Below are 20,451 nucleotides of genomic sequence, written 5' to 3' on the forward strand. Positions count from 1 at the left end.
TAATTAAGCTAATTGAAATTAATCTAGCTTAATTTTTGCTTTTTCAATCACTACTTTCCATCTGGCAATATCAGAGACATATAAATCGGTAAATTGCTGAGTAGTCATCGGTGCAATTTGCACCCCCGCCTTTATAAAACGCTCTTTCATCTCTGGAGTCTCTAGAATTTTCAAGATTGTCTTACTGAGAGTGTTGATAATGGCAGGAGGCGTTCCAGCTGGAACAAACATGCCTTGCCACAAAGCCATTTCATAACCCTTTACGCCAGCCTCTTGGATAGTAACTAGTTCGGGAGCTCCACTAAATCGATTCTTACTGGTTACAGCAAGTGCATTGACTTTTTCACCCTTATATAAAGGTAGCCCTACTGGCATACCCGCAAAGTAAAAATCAATTTGACCGCCGACTAAATCGGTTGCAGCTGGTGATCCACCCTTATATGGAATATGAATCGCTTGAGTGCCAGTAGTTGCGAGAAATAGCTCCCCAGCCATATGGTCGGAGTTACCAATACCAGAGGAGCCAAAGCTCATCTTTCCAGGATCAGCTCGGAGCATAGAAATTAAATCAGCTACATTTTTAGCCTTCGAATTGGTATTCACAATTAAGATATGCGGAGTAGCTGCTACTCCAACAACAGGAATCAAATCTTTTTGACCATTAAAAGGCAGTTTTGGGTTTGCAGCTACGTTAATTGCTAAGCCATTTTGGGCAAATAGCACGGTGTAACCATCTGGAGCGCTTTTGGCAACCGCATCCGCTGCCAAGCTACCTGCAGCACCACCTCTATTTTCCACGATGACTGATTGCTTTAAGGCAATACTGAGCTCATTGGCCACCATTCTTCCAACAATGTCAGTTGAGCTTCCTGGGGCATACCCAACCAACATTTTGATTGGTTTATCTGGGTAGGATGCAAACGCCGTTCCCAAAACTAATGGCAATACTAAAGAACCTAACACTATTTTTTTAATTGATTTTTTAATCATTGTTGTCTCCTCCGGTAAGTTATAAATCTAATGCTGCAATACCGCACTCTTTGGCGCAGTTATTCAATGACTCTTGTAATTCGCTTGAGATCGGAATGCCATGCGAAAGTCGCTCTGCCATCACTCTTGCAGCACCATCGCCGGGCACTCGAATTTGATTCACGCCTGGCAATCTAGAGGAGGCCTTTAAATCATCGACCAACGCAATCACGCGGGTAATAAATTGCTCCTGATCCCCAAAAGCGCTTGGATCAACTGCGATGATTGTTTGACCAGTATTAGTAATTAGATCATGATGAGCATTAAAGTCAATCGTGCCTTTGCCAACTGCAGCATTATTGAGCGCACCCGCAAGAAGACCAATCATGACAGCCAAACCATATCCCTTGTAACCTCCGATAGGAAGCAATGATCCCTCACTTGATTTTTGCGGGTCAGTAATGGGTTGTCCTTGTCGATCGATCATCCAAGTATCAGGAATAGACTCACCCTTTTGGGCTGCAAGCTTTACCTTACCGTAAGCAGCGACTGTGGTGGCAATATCCAAGAGAACGATTGGCTTATCTCCAGAAGGAACTGCAATAGCAATCGGATTGGTGGATAACAATAAGTCAATGCCGCCCCACGGTGCCATGTGATTAGCATTACCAACCGCCATATAGATTCCGATATATCCTTGCTCGGCTAACTTTCTGACATATACAGATGCCGCACCAGAATGATTTCCATAGTGACTACCAACCCAACAAACGCTGTGTTGCCTTACTTTTTCTATTGCAACATCAACTGCCTTGTTCATTACCAAATGCCCCAAGGCGTTATCTCCATTGATCAAAGCGGTTGCACCCTGCTCACGTTCAATCTCAATATTGGGACTCAAATTAATACCGCCAGCCCGAATCCGCTTGATGTAAGCGGGCAATCTGAAAATTCCGTGACCATCAGCGCCAACGAGGTCTGACTGGATCATCAGTTGGGCTACAAGCGTGGCATCCGCCAAAGGCACCTGGTTAGCGTGCAATGCTTGTGCAATAAATGCCTCGGCCTTAGTTGTAGCTAAATATTTCATGTTTGTTCTTGTGATTTAATTCCCAGCATCACTCTTAAATTCCATTTTGTAAGTGTATCTATTGTGAGGATGATAGGTGAAGGTTACTTCAAAAAGCTTATCCTGATTATCAAAGTAACGCCGAACAATGACTAAACAAGGGGCATGCACCTTTAACCCAAGCTTCTTTGCAATATCAGTAGACACGTCGATGGCATAAACATCAACTTCAGCTCGATCAATTCGAGTGCCATACTTTTTCTCGATCTGCTCGAACACCATCACTTGACTATGCTCGGGCTCCGATGTCAAGGATGAAAATTGCGGAAGAATATATATATCAGTCCAAGCAATCACTTCCTCGGTATCTCGCTGCTTTCGAATAGCTCCAATGTGATACCAAGAGGATCCGACTGCATCGCCAATCATTTCGCTGAGCGGTTTATCGAGCTCAATAAATTCTTCAATGGTGTTTTGTCGATAGGTATTTCTTGGATAACTCAAAATATCCACAGGGGAATTAAAACTTTGGGTAAATCTCCTCACCTTGCGCCTAGAGATCACCTGAGTGGGCGCTCCTTGACGACGTAAGACCATGCCATCCCGCTCTAGAGTTTGAAGAGCATGTCTTAGGGTATGGCGACTTGCAGTGAAACTTTTACAAAGTACTGCTTCAGATGGCAAGTGAGAACCTACCGCCCAATCGCCCTCATAAATACGCTGAGCCAGCGCATTTGCTAAGGTTTTATAGAGCGGTAGAGATTCTTTCAACTTAGGATAGGCCAAACATCTTTTTGCCAGCTACAGGCAATCGTGCTTTCAAGATATCACCAGAGAGAGATTCAGTGATGTACAAATCCCGATTATCCTCGCCACCAAAACACATGTTTGCTAGGTGATGGTGGTGTGGATTGTCTGAATAGATCAAATGTGTCGGGAGCATATTGCTATCAAATCTCCAGATACCAACGCCTAAGTGGCAAACGAGCAAACCATTTTCAGAATCCATCTCGATACCATCAGGTCCGGCAACGCCACCTGTTAACTGAATGGCAACGCCTGTTTTAGAAACAGAACCATCCGCCATCAGGGGTAAACGCCAAATTTGCTGAGATCTGGTTGCCGCAACGAATACATGCTTTTCTTGAGTATTTAAGGTGATGCCATTAGGACTCGGTACGTTAATAGCCAAACGATCTAATTGACCATTGGCACGCAATCGAAATACTCTGCCTGTTGGATCTGCAATTCCAGTTTGACCCTGATCGGTAAAGTACAGGTCGCCATTGGAGGCAAAGTGCAAATCATTCAAGCCCTTGAAGTTTTCGCTATACATGGATCCAAGAATTGTTTCTACTTTTCCAGTTTTAGGATCGAGGGCCAATAAACCTAGCTTGTAATCACAAATGAACGCACGGCCATCTTTATGAAATTTCAATCCATTCGGCCAGCCATCAAATTGCGTTACCAAATCCCAATCACCCTTCGGCGTAATTCTGAAGACTCGTCCAAAAGGGATATCTAGAAACCATAAGTTACCCTCACGGTCAAAAGAAGGTCCCTCTAAAAAACACTCTACTTCGGCGTTTTGGCGGTTAGGATCAGACCAGCCTGTGCGGGACTTCTTTCTAAACTTCCCGGGCATTGACATAAAGACTTCTGCCTTGATTTTCTCTATGGGTTGAAATGGGTTGTGCATCGTCATAATTGATTGCTCCTCTGTGTAGTTATACGGATAAGTTTATTTAAATGATTCACAATTAAAACATAATTGGTGATAATGTACTGTAAATAAAAGCTTATGGTGAGCTCAATTTATTAAAACTTAACCGTATAAGTAAGGTTTCTTATGAACTATGTTGCCGTAATTGGTACCGGAATCATGGCCGCAGGTATTGCTGCAGGGTTTGTTGCGCAAAGTACTCCCGTCGTCATCTTGGGTAGAAGTAAAGACAAAGCCGATGCATGCTTAGATAAAGCACTGACCCTCGCTCAGAAAATAGGGATTGTCGGGACCTTCGCCAGCCAGAGCCAGGATGCAATCAAGACTGAGCAGAAAACTGCAGTCCTTGAGAACTGGTCCGACTGGAATGGGTGTGACTGGGTCATCGAAACTGTGGCCGAAAACCTTGCTCTGAAGCAAGAGATATTCCAATACCTTAACGAACGCGTTCCGGCGCATATTCCTATTGGTAGCAATAGCTCAGGATTTCCAATCAGCAAAATTGCTGCAGGCCTTAAAACTGCTAATCGCATGATGGGAGCCCATTACTTTATGCCAGCCGAGGTTGTTCCCCTGGTAGAGGTGGTCATGGGAGAGAAAACGGAATTGGAATTTGCAGAACAAGCCTGCGGCCTTTACAAAAGTATTGGCAAAAAACCAGTTTTAGTAAAAAAAGATATTCCTGGGTTTTTGGCGAATCGCATTCAGCATGCACTTATGCGTGAAGCCCTATCACTTGTACAAGAGGGAATTGCAAGCCCTGAGGATATTGATGACGCGGTACGTTATAGCTTTGGCTTTCGATATGCTGCCGTTGGTCCAATGACCCAAAAAGAGATCTCAGGATGGGATGGGATGGCCAATGCCGCAAAAGAGATTTATCCCTCGCTTTCTAACATCACTACCCTACCTCCGAAGGTAGTACAGCTGATGAGCGAAGGAAAAACAGGTATGAAATCTGGCGAAGGTTTCAGAAAGTGGACGCCAGAAGAGATACGGCAAGTTTCAGACTCCTACTCCAGGAGACTGAAGGCTGCTTTCGATGTTCTTAATATTGAATAGCCGAATATCCCTTAGCAATGACTTCCTTTACTCGATCGATGTTTGGAGTTACACCAAGGCCGCTGGGTGCTAGTTGGCTCACTTTGATGCTTCCCTGCTCGGCTATCAATGGCGTGTCACAGATATCAAACTTCAAGTACTGATTTGACATGCTAAAACCCCAATTCACTTTGCCTATTGCAAATCCTAGAGATGCAGTAGCTGCCGCCGATAAGGAAGTCTCCGCAACCTTACACGCTAAATTGAGTGAGAGCTTATGTCGCTCAAGTAATTGGGCGCACTCAAGTGCCTGCATCACTCCCCCCGTTTTAATCAGCTTTAAGCTTGCTCCACTGAATGCCTTAGCCTCGATTAATTGCTCTAGCTCGGCAAGGCCATGGACCGACTCATCTAATCCGATTGGAATAGGGGAACTCTTATTGAGTAGTACAAAATCTGCCATGGGCAGCTCTGTAGAAATCAATTGCTCGGCAAACGTTAATTTACTTGCTGACTCTGACTGGCAAAATCGAAGTGCGTCTGTCAAAGTGAGTGCGCAGTTTGCATCAACAGAGATGACATCATCCTCCAAGGCATCGCACAATACTTTCACCCGATGCAGATCCTCATCAAGCGAGAGAGAGCCAATTTTAATTTTCCAGTGCTTAAATCCAAGCTCACGAAATGCCTTGGCATCGCTCAGCTCTTTGTCCAATGAGCCGCCCAACATTCTCAACAAGGGTATGGGTGCAGGTACAGCATCTGGCAAGACGCCACTTACACTTCGTAGATATCGCCATAAGGGGATGGATAGCTCTTGCGTATATAAATCCAGCAAAGCCATCTCTAGACAAGACTTTGCTGATGCATTGGCATACAAAATTCGATTAAAAACACTTGCAAATTCGGTTGGCTCGCTCCAATCTATTGGCAATCCATATTCCACTAAATACTTAATGCTAGCAACGAGACTATCCAGGCTTTCCCCGGTCATCAAAGGTGCGACCGAGGCCTCACCCCAGCCCTGTCGACCCTTGTCGTCAGTTAAACAGAGCAGCACCGTTTTTGCATCCACTACCATTTCACGAGACATCTTGATGGGCTCGATAAGAGGAATGGATAAGGGGTAGATTTCAGCGCATTTGATTTTCATTTTTGCTTTATGAGCTTTGACAAAATAGTTTTGATTTAAAAATAATATCTAGGAGAACAATACATGAGAAAAATCATCTTTACCTTACTGGCTTTAGGAATCACTCTGCCATCGCTAGCAAGCGCACAAGGATATCCGAGCCAACCGATTAAGCTAATCATCCCATTTGCAGCTGGTGGACCATCAGACGTACTCGCTCGAGGATTTTCTCCTAAGCTTGGTGAAAATCTAGGCCAGCCCATCATCATTGAAAACAAACCCGGTGCGGGAGCCAATTTAGCTGCGGAGTATGTAGTCAACTCTAAAGGCGATGGTTACACACTCTTTCTAATGCTTGTGGGTACTCAAGCCATTAATGAAACCTTGTATAAAAAACTCAATTACAACGTTGTTAAAGATTTTGCCCCGGTCTCACTAGTCGCCTCCTCTTCACTAATGTTGGTAGCCAACCCTGGTGTACCTGTAAAAACGGTTGCAGAGTTAATAGCGTTTGATAAAGCCAATCCTGGTAAAGTCAGCTTTGGCTCTTCGGGTGCGGCCACACCACTCCATTTGGCGGGTGAGTTATTTAATACTCAAGCAGGAACTAATATTCTTCATGTGCCATACAAAGGTGCGGCTCCTGCATTAACAGATGTACTGGGTGGACAGATTCAAACAGCTATTGTTGGCACCCCAGCAGCGCTACCTTACGTCAAGTCTGGAAAGCTGACTGGATTGGGTGTCACTAGCTTAAAGCGGTCTCCAAATGCTCCAGAAATTCCAGCCATATCAGAGACCCTGCCGAAATTTGACGTAGAACTGGTTTATGCCATTGTTGCGCCAGCAAGCACACCAAAGGTAATTGTGGAAAAATTAAATGCCCAGCTAGCCAATGTGCTGAACAACCCTGAAATTAAATCCCAATTGAACGCAAGAGGATTTGATGTTGTCACCAGTACCCCGGGTCAGCTTGGTGACTACATTAAATCTGAAGTTGCTAAGTGGGCGCCGATTGTCAAAAAATCAGGTGTTACTGCAGAATAATGAAAAATATACTAATCGAAAGTCACTCATGATTGAAGCATCTGAAAAAAAATTAGCTGGCGCAATTATTCGCTTGCATCCAAATGATAATATTGTTGTTGCTCGAGTTGATGTTGCTATTGGCGAGCAAGTACCCAGTGAGAATTTCACGAGCCGTAGCCAAGTACCTGCGGGTTATAAGATCGCTACAAAGAGAATCTTGAAGGGTGAGCCCATCCTCAAATACAACGTCACCGTGGGCTTTGCTAATACCAATATTGAGCCTGGCATGATGGTCCACAGTCACAACACCGAGTTTCGTGAATTCGATCGTGACTATGCTTATGCAAGCGAATACAAGCCCACCACCCTTCTTCCGGAATCTGAGCGTGCAACATTTCAAGGTTACGTGCGCGCCAATGGAAAAGTAGGTACGCGTAATTTCATCGGCATTCTATCAACCGTCAATTGCTCTGCAACGGTGGTCAATAAAATTGCTGACTGGTTCACGCCCGAGAGCTTGAAAGACTACCCAAATATCGATGGTGTAGTTGCCTTTAGTCACGGTATCGGCTGTGGCATGGAAATGAGTGGCGAGCCAATGCAACTACTTCGTAGAACGATGGCAGGTTATGCACAGCATCCTAACCTCGCTGCAGCCCTCATCATTGGCTTAGGTTGCGAGCGTAATCAGCTAAAAGGATTGATGGAGCAAGAGGCTTTGCAAGAAAACTCTACCTTGCACACCTTCATCATGCAAGAGACTGGTGGCACACGGAAAACGATTGAAGCAGGAATTGAAGCCGTCAAAGCACTCCTGCCAGAAGCCAATAAAGCAAAGCGTCAAACTGTTTCTGCGAGCCATTTATGTGTTGGCTTGCAATGCGGTGGATCAGATGGATTCTCTTCTATCACCGCAAACCCAGCATTAGGCGCTGCGGTAGATATTTTGTCGCGCCATGGTGGCACAGGCATTCTTTCTGAAACGCCAGAAATTTATGGGGTTGAGCACACACTTACCCGTAGAGCCGCTACTAAAGAAATCGGCGAGAAGCTCATTAAACGAATTCGCTGGTGGAAAGATGAATATTCCGTTGGTCGTGATGTACAGATCAATGGGCAAGTGAGCCCCGGTAATCAAATTGGTGGTCTTGCTAATATCTTTGAGAAGTCGCTCGGCTCTTCTATGAAAGGCGGCACTGGGCCTCTGATGGAAGTCTATCGATATGCAGAGCCAGTTACAGCCAAGGGTTTTGTATTTATGGATACACCTGGCTTTGATCCCGTCTCCGCAACTGGTCAAATTGCAGGTGGAGCAAACCTGATTGCCTTCACTACTGGACGTGGCTCTATGTTTGGCTCTAAACCAGCACCTTGCATCAAGCTTGCTACTAATACGCCTATGTATCAAAGGCTAACTGAAGATATGGATATCAATTGCGGGGAGATCTTAGATGGCACGGTTTCCGTTCAAGAGATGGGCCAACGTATTTTTGAACTCTTCCTCAGGACAGCCTCAGGAGAGGCTTCTAAAAGTGAATTGTTGGGTCTAGGTGACTATGAATTCGTGCCTTGGCAAGTGGGTGTCATGAGCTAATGAAAGACTCCACCTCACATTAGCGATCAGCGGGCATTTAGCCCGCTTTTTCTTTGCCTAAAAGAAGCTAAAAATCAGCGCCGGGGACTGTAGAATTAATACTATTGAATCAATCAGGACTTCATTCGGCTTATGAAATTCAGGGACTACTATGAAACACTCGGTGTAGCGCGTGGCGCCACTGAAGCAGAAATTAAAGCGGCTTACCGAAAGTTAGCGCGCAAATATCATCCAGACGTAAATAAAGAGGCTGGAGCGGAAGAGCAATTTAAAGAAGTTGGTGAGGCCTACGCCGTTCTCAAAGATACTGAGAAGCGCGTTGCCTACGATCGTATGGGCGCTAACTGGAAAAATGGTCAAGACTTCACCCCCCCTCCAAACTGGAATGAGGGCTTTGAGTATTCTGATAGCAACTTTGGTGGCGGCTACGAGGGCGATCAAAGTGAATTCTTTGAATCTCTGTTCGGTAGAGGGCGTCATACTCAAGGCGGTAGGGGTGGTAACCCACGCCAAGGCATGAACTTCAAGGGGCAAGATCATCATGCCAAGATATTGATTGATCTGGCGGATGCCTATAACGGCGCACAACGAACTATTGCCCTGCATATGCCCACGCAAGATGCTAACGGCCATGTCAGCACCCAAGAACGTAAGCTCGATGTCAGTATTCCGAAGGGTATTAAGGCTGGACAAAATCTACGCTTGGCTGGTCAGGGCGGCCCAGGTATGGGATCTGGTGGCGCGGGTGACTTGTACCTTGAAATTGATTTCCACCCCAACCCCATCTATCGCGTAGATGGCAAAGACGTTTATCTGGATTTACCGCTGGCCCCATGGGAAGCAGCGCTTGGAACTACCGTCAACATTCCAACTCCTGCAGGCTCAACTTTAGAGCTGAAGATTCCAGCGGGTACAGCAACTGGCCGTAAGATGCGACTCAAAGAAAAGGGAATCCCTAGCAAAGAGGCGGGCGATCTATATGTAGTACCAAACATTGTTTTGCCTGGCGCCGAAACTGATGCGCAAAAAGAAGCTTATCAAGCGCTGGAGAAAGCTTTTGATTTCAAACCCAGAAACCATTTGAAGGGATGAGAATATGACACAAACACAAATCACCTGGATTACAGGTAGCGTTGTTGAAGAAGAAGTGCATATGAGTATTGTGGAAATTTCGCGAGCGACACGTGCACCAGAGGATCTGATCATGTCATGGGTATCCGAAGGTGTTCTCAGCCCTGCGGGCTCATCCCCAGAGGACTGGCGCTTTAGTGGAGAGTCCCTCAAGCGCGCAAAGACTGCTGCTCATCTGACTCATGATCTAGAGCTCAACACTCCTGGAGTCGCTTTAGCACTTGATCTTCTAGATGAAATCAGTCGTCTTCGTAATCAGATTCTTCGTGAAAAAATAATTTAAGCTCCCGAGGGACTTAGCAACAGTGTACTTTGTAATTGAGGATAAAAATAAATGACCGCATTGCCCTGTATTGAAATTGAAACCGCTCCCAATCCAAGCACTGCTGTCATTTGGCTGCATGGTCTAGGAGCTGATGGCAATGACTTTGTACCCATCATTCCCCAACTCAATCTTTCCGAGTGCCCTGCTATTCGATTTGTTTTTCCAAGCGCGCCCTCTATGGCTGTCACAGTTAATGGTGGCTACGTGATGCCAGCCTGGTATGACATTACAGGGAGAACCGTCAACGACCGCGAAGATCTTGCTGGTATCCATAAATCAGCAGTAGCAATCTCAGAATTAATTGAACGAGAGGCAAGCCGCGGCATTGCCTATGAAAAAATTGTTTTGGCTGGCTTCTCGCAAGGCTGCGCTATGTCCTTGCAGGTTGGCCTACGCTTTCAACATAAATTGGCTGGCATCATGGCGCTGTCAGGTTATTTGCCTCTAGCAAATACACTGGCTCTCGAGAGAAGCGAAGCTAATAGCAAGACGCCTATTTTTATGGCGCATGGCGTTTGGGATGCGGTGATCACTCCAGAGCGCGCAGAAGCCTCAGCCGATACTCTAGAAAAATTAGGCTATCAGGTGGATTGGAACACCTACCCAATGGAACACTCTCTTCATCCAGATGAGCTAGTAGACATCTCTAGATTTTTGACTATGGTACTTAGCAAGTCATAAACTAGATTGAATTAAGATTCTGAGCGGCTTAAGAGTAGCTCCCAGCGCTGTAGTTTGACATCTAGATCGGCAGTGATTTCTGATAAGCGCGCTTGCATACTCGCCGCTAATTCAGGTTCATTCTTGTAAAGATCTGGATTACTCATGGCGATTCCAATATCAGCCTGCTCCGTCTCCAAAGTTTCGATCTGCAAGGGCAGGACTTCTAATTCCTGACGCTCCTTACCATTGAGCTTACTCACCCCATTTTTTGCAGCAGCAGGTTTTGATTCAACTTTTGCCTCTGGTTTTAATTCTGGTTTTACTTCGGATTTCTCAGCAGCCTTCAGACCACCGTTGGCTGCACGAATCTTGTCTGAGCGCGCCTTCTGAATCTTCCAGTCCTCATAACCACCTTCATACTCGCGCCAGAATCCATCGCCCTCATTAGCGATGATGCTAGTCACTACGTTATCTAAGAAGTAGCGATCATGGCTGACTAAGAACACGGTGCCCTTATAGTCTTGAAGTAATTGCTCTAGCAAGTCTAGAGTATCGATATCTAAGTCATTGGTTGGCTCGTCTAAAACTAAGACGTTTGCAGGACGAGCAAATAAGCGCGCCAACAATAAGCGGTTACGCTCGCCACCAGACAAAGTACTCACTGGTGAATTGGTCCGCTCCGGTGCAAATAAGAAATCACTCAGATAGCTCTTGACGTGTTTCTTATTGCCATTAATTTCAATCCACTCGCTACCTGGGCTGATGTAATCTTCAAGCGAAGCGTTGAGATCGAGACCTTCACGCATTTGATCAAAATAAGCCACCTCAATACGAGTGCCCATCGTTGCCGTTCCAGAGTCTGGTGCAATAGTTCCGAGGATTAACTTTAGAAGCGTAGTCTTACCAGCACCGTTAGGCCCTAGCAGTCCCACTTTATCGCCACGCAAAATCGTTGCCGTGAAATCCTTCACAATCGGGCGCTCGTATGACTTAGAAACATTCTGTAGATCAGCAACAATCTTGCCGCTTCTGTCTCCCGCTGAAACTGCAAGCTTGACTTGCCCAACAGCATCACGTCTTTGCGAGCGAGTAGTACGAAGATTTTCTAAGCGTGCAATACGAGCAACGCTGCGAGTGCGCCTAGCCTCAACCCCTTTGCGAATCCAGACCTCTTCTTGAGCAAGTAATTTGTCTGCACGTGCGTTAGCCAAAGACTCTGAGTTCATTTCCTGATCTTTTAATACCTCATAGGCCGAGAAATTACCCGGGTAGGTACGCAAGATACCGCGATCGAGCTCAACAATCTGCGTACAGACGTTATCCAAGAAAGCGCGATCATGGGTAACCAAAATTACAGAGCCCTTGTACTCTTTCAATAAATCTTCTAACCAAGAAATCGAATCTAAATCTAAATGGTTGGTAGGCTCATCCAGTAGCAATACATCTGGCATTTCTACCAGCGCACGAGCAAGAGCAACCCGCTTCTTAGTTCCACCCGATAAAGTATTAATTTTGAGCTCAGCCTCTAGGTGTAGACGATCTAGCGTTTCATGAACGCGTTGTTCCCAATTCCAACCGCTTAAGGCTTCGAGTTGCGACTGGACTTCATCCAGGCGATGGTGAGCAGCATCGTCCCACTCTCCAATGCTGAGGGCTTCATATTCTTCACGCAGAGCTTTGGCTTGAGCTACGCCCTTCGATACGGCTTCAAAGACAGTCTCCTCAGCCTCAAAGATAGGCTCTTGTGGAACATAGGCAATGCGCAGACCCTGCTGATATTGCAACAGACCATCATCCATTTTTTCTATGCCAGCCAAGATCTTTAATAGAGAGGATTTGCCAGTGCCATTGCGGCCAATTAAGCCAACCCGCTCCCCAGATTCCAGTGAGAAAGCAGTGTTTGCGAGGAGATCAACATGGCCAAAAGCCAGTTTTGCATCAGTGAGTACGATTAAAGCCATGGCGACATTATCGTCACTTCACCCAAAGTGGTGATATTTCCAATAAACATGGGATTGAGAAGTAGAATTTACTCAAGGAACACCTCCAAATAAAGGGATAAATGACCTGCAAGCTCAGCCCTAGCGCTCCACGACTTATTCTCTTTGCTGGCCATGCGGGCACCGGTAAAACTACTTTAGCTAAAAAAGCGCTGCCCATCATTGTTGAGAAGACCGGGGAAAGCTTTTTCTTTTTAGATAAAGATACTGTTTATGGCGCCTATAGTGCCCATGTCATGGATCTCACCACCAAAAACCCCAATGATCGAGATAGTCCTTTTTATCTTCAGAACTTAAGGGATTGGGAATATGCAGGACTGATTGCCATCGCCAAAGAAAACCTACAGCTCGGGGTGAATGTCATCCTAGTGGGACCCTTCTCTAGTGAAATCCAAAGTGGTCGAATTTTTAAGCCGGAAGAACTTGGTGTACCCAGCGTATCGAGCATCAGAATTGCCTGGATTGATTTAGACGAGAGTGAAGCTAAAAGTCGTATAGAGCGACGCGCAGACCCGAGAGATGAATACAAACTACAGCATTGGGATCAATATACTAAGCGAAGAATAGAGCCTCCAAAGCATGCTGCAATACAACGCTTTGATAATTTACATTTTGATGAAATTCAGTTTGAGAAATTAATCGATCACTTAATTGACTAACTATTTACTTAGATAGATAGTCGAGCGCAACTGCTTCCGCTACCTTAATGCCATCAACCCCTGCCGATAAGATTCCACCAGCATAGCCAGCGCCCTCGCCCGCAGGGTAAAGACCTTTGATATTCAAGCTCTGATAATTGCCACCTCGAGTAATACGTAATGGTGAGGATGTGCGCGTTTCAATACCAGTCAGCACTGCATCCTTCATTGAGAAGCCTTTAATCTGTTTCTCAAAAGCGGGGATCGCCTCTCGAATTGCTTCAATAGCATAAGGAGGCAAAGCATCGGCGAGATCTGTCAGGTGCACGCCGGGCTTATACGATGGAATTACCGAACCAAATTCTGTAGAGGCTTTACCAACTAAGAAGTCGCCCACTAATTGACCGGGGGCTTCATAGGTAGATCCACCGAGCTCGTATGCCTTTGACTCTAAAGCTCTCTGAAACTCAATTCCTGCCAAAGGACCACCTGGATAGTCCTCGGGAGTAATGCCGACAACGATGCCTGCATTGGCATTACGCTCGTTACGAGAATATTGACTCATCCCGTTTGTAACCAAGCGATTGGGCTCAGAAGCAGCGGCAACTACCGTTCCACCAGGACACATACAAAAGCTATAGACTGCTCTTCCATTCTTGGCATGGTGAACTAATTTGTAATCAGCCGCTCCAATCAACTCGTTTCCAGCATGTGGTCCTAAGCGTGCTTTATCAATTAAGGATTGGGGATGCTCAATACGAAAGCCCACAGAAAACGGTTTGGCTTCCATATAAACACCTGCCGCATGTAGAGCCTCAAAGGTATCGCGAGCGCTATGTCCCAAAGCAAGCACGACATGATTGGCAGGCAAATCAGAATGTCCTTCAATTTTGACGCCTGCAATCCGATCATCCTGAATATCAAAGCCAACTACTTTTTGCGAGAAACGAATCTCTCCACCAAGTTCAATAATTTCTTGACGCATTCTTTCAACAACGCCTACCAAGCGAAAGGTTCCAATATGTGGCTTAGCTACATAATGAATTTCTTCGGGGGCGCCCGCTTTGATGAATTCAGCAATGACTTTGCGACCGTAAAATTTTGGATCTTTAATTTGACTCCAGAGCTTGCCATCAGAAAACGTACCTGCTCCACCCTCACCAAATTGCACATTGGATTCTGGATTGAGGACATTCTTACGCCATAAACCCCAAGTGTCTTGAGTGCGTTCGCGCACTGGTTTGCCACGCTCTAATACGATTGGCTTAAAATCCATCTGCGCTAACACTAAGGCAGCAAAAATTCCACATGGACCAAATCCAATGACAACAGGTCGCTCAAAGCTTTCACCCTTCACTTGCGAGGCGTTGGCTACAAAGTGATAACTCATATCCGGTGATAGTCGAATATGAATGTCATTCGAAAACTGCTTCAGTAATTTTTCTTCATTCTTTACCGATAGATCTACTGTATAGATAAAGGCCAGAGCGACGTTTTTTCTGGCATCGTAGCTACGCTTAAAAATATCAAACCGAATCAAGTCATGAGCCTGGATATTTAAGCGCCGCAAGATTGCCTCTTCCAATGCCTCGGGGGCATGGCTGATAGGTAGGCGAAGTTCGGTAATACGGATCATGGGTCTCTACGATACACAGTAAATCAGGTTAATTTTCTTAAATAATACTGGGATGAGCAGGATTGTTGCGTTAAAAGGCGATAATGCGCCATGGCTCTACGCGCAACTATCCACAAAGTCGACCTTCACGTCGCAGACTCTGACCGCCACTATTACGGCAGTCACTCACTCACTATTGCTAAACATCCTTCTGAAACCGAAGAGCGCATGATGGTACGCATCATTGCATTTGCCCTGCAAGCACAAGAAGAGTTAGCTTTTACTAAAGGCTTGAGCGATACCGATGAGCCCGACCTTTGGATAAAAGACCTCACGGATGCCATTAAGCTGTGGATTGAGATAGGTCAGCCTGATGAAAGACGAATTCTGAAAGCCTGTGGTCGATCTGATCAAGTCATCGTCTACTGCTATGGCGGACACACCAGCAAAATCTGGTGGGATGGTATTACTAATAAATTGACGCGGGCCCGTAATCTACAGGTGATCTCTATTCCAGCAGAGCAAGCAAAAGAACTGAATAAGCTAGTCGAGCGGAGTATGGTGCTGCATGTGAATATTCAAGATGGGGAAGCATACGTTTCTTCAGATATGGGACAAGTCACGATCACCCCAGAAATCTGGCGTAATCAACAGCAATGAGGCCCGTAATTTTAGACACCAATATCTTGCTAGATATTTTTGTCTTCAATGACGAGAGAGCCCTTCATTTAAAGAAAGTGCTTTTTGATAAAACAATACACTTCGTAGCTAGTCAAAAAACTATTGAAGAGTTTGCTGATGTCATCTCGCGCCCTATCTTTAAACTGGATGAACAAACTCAAGCATCTATTCTGGCTCAATGGCAATTTATCGCAAAGCAACAGAATGATTCCGATTTAACTCCTGCACCGTGGACATGCCAGGATCCGGATGATCAGATCTTTCTAAATCTAGCTTATCGACTCAGGCCCACGATACTGATTAGCAAAGATAATGCAGTACTTCAAATCGCCAGCAGAGCGGCCTCAGAGGACATTCTCATTACCAACGATTACAACGCCTTTAGGCTGCAGAACTAAAGCGCAAGCCTTTAGCTGCTTCAGCAGCAATTTCAAAGGACTTGAGACGGGCTTGATGGTCATAAATTTGACCTGTGATGATGATTTCATTTGCGCCGGTCTGATCGAGCCAATGCTGCATCTCTTTTCTTACGACCTCTAAAGACCCGACTGCAGAACAGCGCAAAGCATGAGCGGCAGTCTTTTTTTCATGCGGCTCGCAAAAGTCATCAATATTTTCAATTGGGGGCGGTAACTGCCCGCGGGTATTGCGGCGCATACGAATGACGTTTTGTTGCAAAGTAGTAAATAGATGAGCAGCTTCCTCATCGGTATCAGCGGCGACTACATTCATCAGAAATGCGCAATAGGGTTTGGCCAACTTATCCGATGGCTTAAACAGTTCACGATAGGTGGACATCGCATCTAATAATTGCTCAGGTGCAAAATGCGAAGCAAAGGCATAAGGCAAGCCAAATTGAGCCGCCAATTGAGCGCCATATAAGCTAGATCCTAATATCCAAATCGGTACTTCAGTATCCACACCCGGAATAGCCTTCACAAGCTGACCCTCCTGAATAGGGCCAAAGTAATGTTGTAGCTCGCGCACATCCTGGGGAAAGCGGTCATCACTCCCAAGCAAATCGCGTCTTAAGGCTCTAGCTGTCATTTGATCTGACCCCGGCGCACGCCCCAAGCCGAGCTCAATCCTGCCGGGGTAAATAGATGCCAAAGTGCCAAATTGTTCTGCGATTACCAAGGGCGCATGATTTGGCAACATCACGCCACCAGAGCCAACACGAATAGTTTTTGTACCCCCAGCAATATAGCCAACCAAGACTGCAGTGGCAGAGCTGGCGTTGCCCGTCATATTGTGGTGCTCAGCTACCCAGTAGCGGGTATAACCTAAAGACTCCGCATGCTGGGCAACATCTAAAGAGTTCCGCAAGGCATCTGCAGCAGTAAATCCCTCGGGGATCGGAGATATATCTAGAATGGAGTACGGGACAGTATTTGTCATTCCTAGATCATACTGAGAAAGTATTTTTTAAACATGAGTAAACCAGAGATGCCAAAAATGGCGGGCGCCGATGACGGCCTCTTCAAGCCGGGTAGCAAGCTAAGGCACATTAAGACGGGTGGCTTTTATGAGGTAATCTTACTAGCCAACGTCGAGGCTAACCTAGAGCCAGCCTACGTATATGAATCCCTCCAGTCGCACGACTTTTGGATCAGGCCCAAAGCGGAAATGGAAGATGGTCGATTTGAATTGATTTATGCCTAAGCTAAAGATAGAGGAATTGATATGAGCGAAGATCGCATCACTAGTCTTGAAATTAAACTCAGCTTTACTGAAGACTTGATTGATCAACTCAATCAAACGATCTACAAACAGCAGCAACAAATTGAATTTCTGTATCGTGAGATTAAATCTATCAAGGAGCAGGCTAGCAGCGGGGATAGTATGGGTAATAGTAGTCCTAAAGATGAAATCCCTCCACATTATTAAAGCCCTTGATTTATTGTTGATTAAGTTATATCATTTTTGACATATATCAATATTGATATAATTTATGGATGACCACATGGACCGTACATACCCTTAACACCACAGTTAATGATGAGCTAGAGGCCCTGCCAGTAGATATTAGAAGTAAGTTTGTCAGAGTCTCTGGATTACTTGAGCAGTTTGGCCCCCAAAATGTTGGAATGCCTCACATCGGGTCTTTGGGTGATAAATTCTGGGAAATACGAGTCTCTGGTCAGGATGGAATTGCACGAGGAATTTATATCTACTCCATTGGGAAAAAAATAATCGTTCTACATGTATTTATTAAGAAGACTCAGAAAACTCCACCAGCAGCTTTGCAGATGGCGACAAGAAGAGCTAAACAGGCAAATTTAATATGACTAAGATCTCAAATTTACATAAAAAGTGGATTAAAAATCCAGATTACAAAAAAGCTTACGATGAATCTCGTGTGGAATTTGAGATTGCGAAGGAAGTTATTGAGGCTCGTATGAAGAGTGGGCTATCCCAAGAGGAGCTAGCCGCACTGATGAGCACTTCCCAATCCGCAATTGCAAGACTTGAAAGTGGGGTTAGCCTCCCCTCCCTAAGAACCTTGACTAAATTGGCAGCAGCCACAAATACGCATATTGAAATCCACTTTAAACCAATTAAAAATTCAAAGCAAAAATTAGCCGCTTAGGACTACACTAAGATTAACTGCAATCGATATTGATTTCTAAGGCTATTAAAAAGGTTAAATATCATGGGTAACTTAGTACCGTTTTTAGTCCAATGGGGCTTAACTTCCCTAACTCTTTGGGTTGCCAGTTATCTTTTTAGCGGCTTACGCTTTGCAGATGGTGGCTCACTATTAGTTGCCGCCCTACTGCTGGGATTTGCCAATGCAGTAGTGAAGCCCTTATTAATTCTCTTCACGCTGCCACTAACTGTCCTCACGATGGGATTGTTTCTGCTGGTAGTGAACGCTTTAGTGCTGATGCTGGTTTCTTCGGTAGTGAGTGGTTTTACGATTTCCAGTTTCTGGACCGCCTTCTTTGCCAGCATCTTTATTTCATTATTCAGCCTATTTATCAGCGGAATACTGTTTTGAATTTACTCCGCCCCAGGGTAAATATCAGACCAAGGGTGGAGCGCATCGCGGCAGGGGTGGCTCTTTGAAGTCATTGATCTGGCATTCTCAGCCAAAATGCTTGCGCCGCCTGTCAAAAAACCAAGTCCAATCGAGACAGCGCTATTGACTACTCCAGCTTGATTGATGCCCACCTTGGGATCTGCTAGAGTGCCGCCCATCTTTACCATTCCAGTTAAATCCAGGCCTGTTGTGATGCCTGACTTCTCTTTTGGATCAATAGTGAGATTAATAGCCTCTGTCTTCAAATTAATAGAGCCAGCTAAAGCCGCATCCAATCTATCCGTTTCAATTCCAACTGACTTGGCTATATTGATCTGTCCATTATTAATTGGCAAATAGGCGACCGCACACTCCAGAACCGTCTCACTCGTTTTTTTACGCAGTGGGTTCATCGAATCTAAAAGTGTCACTACGAAATCACCGGCATCATTTAAAAAATTTGTGCCCATACGAGCCTGGTTAATACTTAACTGAATCTTGCCATTTGAATTTGATGCCATTTGGTGCAAGCTACTCCCAGATGTTTTCACATCAATTGCCATCTTCATGCTGCCTCCGCTCACCTTGGATCCCGGGTCAAGTCTAGCCAGTAAGCTTTCAAGCGTGAAATCCTTCGTTGCCCCTTTAGCTGCGAGAACAGGAGTTGATGTATCCAGCCCTGAGAGTTTGATCTGCAAATCAGCACTTCCCTTGCCCATCTCAAACCTCAGGTTTGGAATATCAATCACATTGCCATTCAGTTGCAAGGTAGCCTGAAGATTTTCAATGGGCTTACGTTTTGGCAAATTCAATTCGCCAATATTCATGATGATTTCCCCCTTGGCTTGCGGCAGTAGATCAAAAGGAATACTCTCATTGCTAAATAAGTACTTAGGTTGCGGCTTTTGGGCTTGATGCAGGACTACTGCTGACTTAGCGCCGCTTACAGCCAGCAAGGGATGATTGGGAGATGCCCCCAAGACGGGCCAGTCAAATACTTTTGAGTTCAATGTCAAATTGATTGCAGGTAAGGTCTTTTGATTCTTGATTACCTCACCTTTAATCATCATAGACTTGCCATTCATGGTGAGATTCAGGTCGAGCGGAAATTGAGTAGAGGAAACATTCCACTGTTTTAGTAATCTAGAAAGTGATCCTGTTTTTCCGCTGAGTTCTAGTGCCTGCTCTTGAAGTTTTATTGCAAGGAATACAACCGTTTTATCACCACTCTCTGCTAACGATAAACGTCTAATTTGATAACTCGATATAGCATTTGAAGGATCTTGATACTGAATGTAAGCATCCGCAATCGAAATACTATCCACGGAGATTAAATTATCGCTAACAGGAGATCTGCCTGCATCATTGTTAGCTGCCGAGGGGCCCCCAGATGCGTCTGTACTGAAATCCCAATTCGCTTTACCAGCCCCATTTTTTTGAAGAAATAACTCCAGACCAGCAAGCTTCACACTGCCAACCTCAATGCGCTTACTCAGCAGCGGCAGAGTTTTAATATTTAGATCAATCCGCTTGAGCGTCAGCATGTCAGAATCAGATGCCCAGGATGCATTACTCAGACTTACGCCCTCTGCAGAAACAGAAATCACCGGAAAAAAACTTAAGCTGACTGGCCCAGTGATTTTGAGATCTCTGCCAGTAGCTGTTTTTACAGAGGAAGAGAGTAATTTGGTCAGCTGCACTGGATCTACCGTTGAGGCTGCATACCATACCCCTATTGTAATCAGGAAAATTACACTGCCAAGGGCGCTAATAGTGATTTTGACTAATTTACTCATTCTTCATTGATTCTAAATTACCT

The 20,451-nt window shown here is 45.2% G+C and carries 23 protein-coding genes; 14 read left to right on the forward strand and 9 right to left on the reverse strand.

Translation table 11 applies throughout. The features are described from left to right. Positions 1 to 18: 18 nt before the first annotated feature. Genes ICN22_RS10340 through ICN22_RS10355 form a run of 4 tightly spaced genes read right to left on the reverse strand, consistent with a single transcriptional unit; the run spans position 19 to position 3,743 of the window. Positions 19 to 990, reverse strand: a complete 972-nt coding sequence (locus ICN22_RS10340) for a Bug family tripartite tricarboxylate transporter substrate binding protein (protein WP_216170820.1) — start codon at positions 988 to 990, stop codon at positions 19 to 21. A 19-nt stretch (positions 991 to 1,009) separates the two neighbouring features. Continuing rightward, positions 1,010 to 2,059: an Ldh family oxidoreductase gene (locus tag ICN22_RS10345; protein ID WP_216170822.1), complete on the reverse strand. Its 1,050-nt coding sequence runs from the start codon at positions 2,057 to 2,059 to the stop codon at positions 1,010 to 1,012. Positions 2,060 to 2,074: 15 nt separating this feature from the next. After that, entirely contained in the window at positions 2,075 to 2,809 is a 735-nt protein-coding gene (locus ICN22_RS10350) for a GntR family transcriptional regulator (RefSeq protein WP_216170824.1), read from the reverse strand. A 1-nt stretch (position 2,810) separates the two neighbouring features. Further along, positions 2,811 to 3,743 (reverse strand): SMP-30/gluconolactonase/LRE family protein, encoded by a 933-nt coding sequence (locus ICN22_RS10355; protein WP_255533932.1) that lies wholly within the window; start codon positions 3,741 to 3,743, stop codon positions 2,811 to 2,813. A gap of 144 nt (positions 3,744 to 3,887) precedes the next feature. Between ICN22_RS10355 and ICN22_RS10360 the strand changes: the two genes are divergently transcribed. After that, positions 3,888 to 4,823 carry a 3-hydroxyacyl-CoA dehydrogenase family protein gene (locus ICN22_RS10360; RefSeq protein WP_216170826.1) on the forward strand — a complete coding sequence of 312 codons (936 nt, stop codon included), beginning with the start codon at positions 3,888 to 3,890 and terminating at the stop codon, positions 4,821 to 4,823. Here the strand turns inward: ICN22_RS10360 and ICN22_RS10365 are convergent. Beyond that, positions 4,810 to 5,955 carry a mandelate racemase/muconate lactonizing enzyme family protein gene (locus tag ICN22_RS10365; RefSeq protein WP_216170828.1) on the reverse strand — a complete coding sequence of 382 codons (1,146 nt, stop codon included), beginning with the start codon at positions 5,953 to 5,955 and terminating at the stop codon, positions 4,810 to 4,812. The two genes, ICN22_RS10360 and ICN22_RS10365, sit on opposite strands and share 14 nt — an antisense overlap. 63 nt (positions 5,956 to 6,018) lie before the next feature. On the opposite strand from ICN22_RS10365, the gene ICN22_RS10370 reads away from it, so the two are divergent. The 5 genes from ICN22_RS10370 to ICN22_RS10390 all read left to right on the forward strand — a co-directional run bounded on the left by ICN22_RS10370 (position 6,019) and on the right by ICN22_RS10390 (position 10,694). Continuing rightward, complete coding sequence (locus tag ICN22_RS10370) at positions 6,019 to 6,981, forward strand: Bug family tripartite tricarboxylate transporter substrate binding protein (protein ID WP_216170830.1); 963 nt, start codon at positions 6,019 to 6,021, stop codon at positions 6,979 to 6,981. A gap of 28 nt (positions 6,982 to 7,009) precedes the next feature. Further along, positions 7,010 to 8,557, forward strand: a complete 1,548-nt coding sequence (locus tag ICN22_RS10375) for a UxaA family hydrolase (protein WP_216170832.1) — start codon at positions 7,010 to 7,012, stop codon at positions 8,555 to 8,557. Between the two features lie 132 nt (positions 8,558 to 8,689). After that, a complete protein-coding gene (locus ICN22_RS10380; protein ID WP_216170833.1) occupies positions 8,690 to 9,649 on the forward strand; it encodes a DnaJ C-terminal domain-containing protein in 960 nt (319 codons plus the stop codon). 4 nt (positions 9,650 to 9,653) lie between these two features. Next, entirely contained in the window at positions 9,654 to 9,971 is a 318-nt protein-coding gene (locus ICN22_RS10385) for a chaperone modulator CbpM (RefSeq protein WP_216170835.1), read from the forward strand. Between the two features lie 51 nt (positions 9,972 to 10,022). Further along, positions 10,023 to 10,694 (forward strand): alpha/beta hydrolase, encoded by a 672-nt coding sequence (locus ICN22_RS10390; RefSeq protein WP_216170837.1) that lies wholly within the window; start codon positions 10,023 to 10,025, stop codon positions 10,692 to 10,694. A gap of 11 nt (positions 10,695 to 10,705) precedes the next feature. Here ICN22_RS10390 and ICN22_RS10395 read toward each other — a convergent pair whose 3' ends face one another. Beyond that, complete coding sequence (locus tag ICN22_RS10395) at positions 10,706 to 12,637, reverse strand: ATP-binding cassette domain-containing protein (protein WP_216170839.1); 1,932 nt, start codon at positions 12,635 to 12,637, stop codon at positions 10,706 to 10,708. Between the two features lie 101 nt (positions 12,638 to 12,738). Here ICN22_RS10395 and ICN22_RS10400 point away from each other — a divergent pair, with 101 nt between their 5' ends. Beyond that, entirely contained in the window at positions 12,739 to 13,335 is a 597-nt protein-coding gene (locus ICN22_RS10400; RefSeq protein WP_216170841.1) for a P-loop nucleotide/nucleoside kinase family protein, read from the forward strand. 4 nt (positions 13,336 to 13,339) lie between these two features. Here ICN22_RS10400 and ICN22_RS10405 read toward each other — a convergent pair whose 3' ends face one another. Beyond that, a complete protein-coding gene (locus ICN22_RS10405; protein ID WP_216170843.1) occupies positions 13,340 to 14,950 on the reverse strand; it encodes an NAD(P)/FAD-dependent oxidoreductase in 1,611 nt (536 codons plus the stop codon). A gap of 90 nt (positions 14,951 to 15,040) precedes the next feature. Here ICN22_RS10405 and ICN22_RS10410 point away from each other — a divergent pair, with 90 nt between their 5' ends. Together ICN22_RS10410 and ICN22_RS10415 are read left to right on the forward strand one after the other, a co-directional pair. After that, positions 15,041 to 15,589 (forward strand): YaeQ family protein, encoded by a 549-nt coding sequence (locus ICN22_RS10410; protein ID WP_216170845.1) that lies wholly within the window; start codon positions 15,041 to 15,043, stop codon positions 15,587 to 15,589. Beyond that, on the forward strand, positions 15,586 to 16,008 hold the full coding sequence (locus tag ICN22_RS10415) for a putative toxin-antitoxin system toxin component, PIN family (protein WP_216170847.1): 423 nt from the start codon (positions 15,586 to 15,588) through the stop codon (positions 16,006 to 16,008). The genes ICN22_RS10410 and ICN22_RS10415 overlap by 4 nt, the downstream gene beginning before the upstream one ends. Here ICN22_RS10415 and ICN22_RS10420 read toward each other — a convergent pair. Next, positions 15,992 to 17,008, reverse strand: a complete 1,017-nt coding sequence (locus ICN22_RS10420) for an LLM class flavin-dependent oxidoreductase (protein WP_216170849.1) — start codon at positions 17,006 to 17,008, stop codon at positions 15,992 to 15,994. The genes ICN22_RS10415 and ICN22_RS10420 overlap by 17 nt on opposite strands. Before the next feature lie 33 nt (positions 17,009 to 17,041). Here ICN22_RS10420 and ICN22_RS10425 point away from each other — a divergent pair, with 33 nt between their 5' ends. The 5 genes from ICN22_RS10425 (at position 17,042) to ICN22_RS10445 (ending at position 18,611) form a co-directional block, all read left to right on the forward strand. Then, entirely contained in the window at positions 17,042 to 17,272 is a 231-nt protein-coding gene (locus tag ICN22_RS10425) for a hypothetical protein (protein WP_216170851.1), read from the forward strand. Positions 17,273 to 17,293: 21 nt separating this feature from the next. After that, positions 17,294 to 17,497 (forward strand): SlyX family protein, encoded by a 204-nt coding sequence (locus ICN22_RS10430; protein WP_216170853.1) that lies wholly within the window; start codon positions 17,294 to 17,296, stop codon positions 17,495 to 17,497. A gap of 68 nt (positions 17,498 to 17,565) precedes the next feature. After that, the gene (locus tag ICN22_RS10435; protein ID WP_216170855.1) at positions 17,566 to 17,898 is read left to right on the forward strand and encodes a type II toxin-antitoxin system RelE/ParE family toxin; all 333 of its coding nucleotides are present in this window, start codon (positions 17,566 to 17,568) and stop codon (positions 17,896 to 17,898) included. Continuing rightward, the gene (locus ICN22_RS10440) at positions 17,895 to 18,200 is read left to right on the forward strand and encodes a helix-turn-helix domain-containing protein (protein WP_216170857.1); all 306 of its coding nucleotides are present in this window, start codon (positions 17,895 to 17,897) and stop codon (positions 18,198 to 18,200) included. The genes ICN22_RS10435 and ICN22_RS10440 overlap by 4 nt, the downstream gene beginning before the upstream one ends. Positions 18,201 to 18,260: 60 nt before the next feature. After that, entirely contained in the window at positions 18,261 to 18,611 is a 351-nt protein-coding gene (locus ICN22_RS10445) for a phage holin family protein (RefSeq protein ID WP_216170994.1), read from the forward strand. Positions 18,612 to 18,613: 2 nt separating this feature from the next. Here ICN22_RS10445 and ICN22_RS10450 read toward each other — a convergent pair whose 3' ends face one another. After that, positions 18,614 to 20,428 carry an AsmA family protein gene (locus ICN22_RS10450; protein WP_216170859.1) on the reverse strand — a complete coding sequence of 605 codons (1,815 nt, stop codon included), beginning with the start codon at positions 20,426 to 20,428 and terminating at the stop codon, positions 18,614 to 18,616. Positions 20,429 to 20,451: the final 23 nt, after the last annotated feature.

Origin of the sequence: Polynucleobacter bastaniensis, from assembly GCF_018882205.1 — a bacterium.
GTDB lineage: Bacteria > Pseudomonadota > Gammaproteobacteria > Burkholderiales > Burkholderiaceae > Polynucleobacter > Polynucleobacter bastaniensis.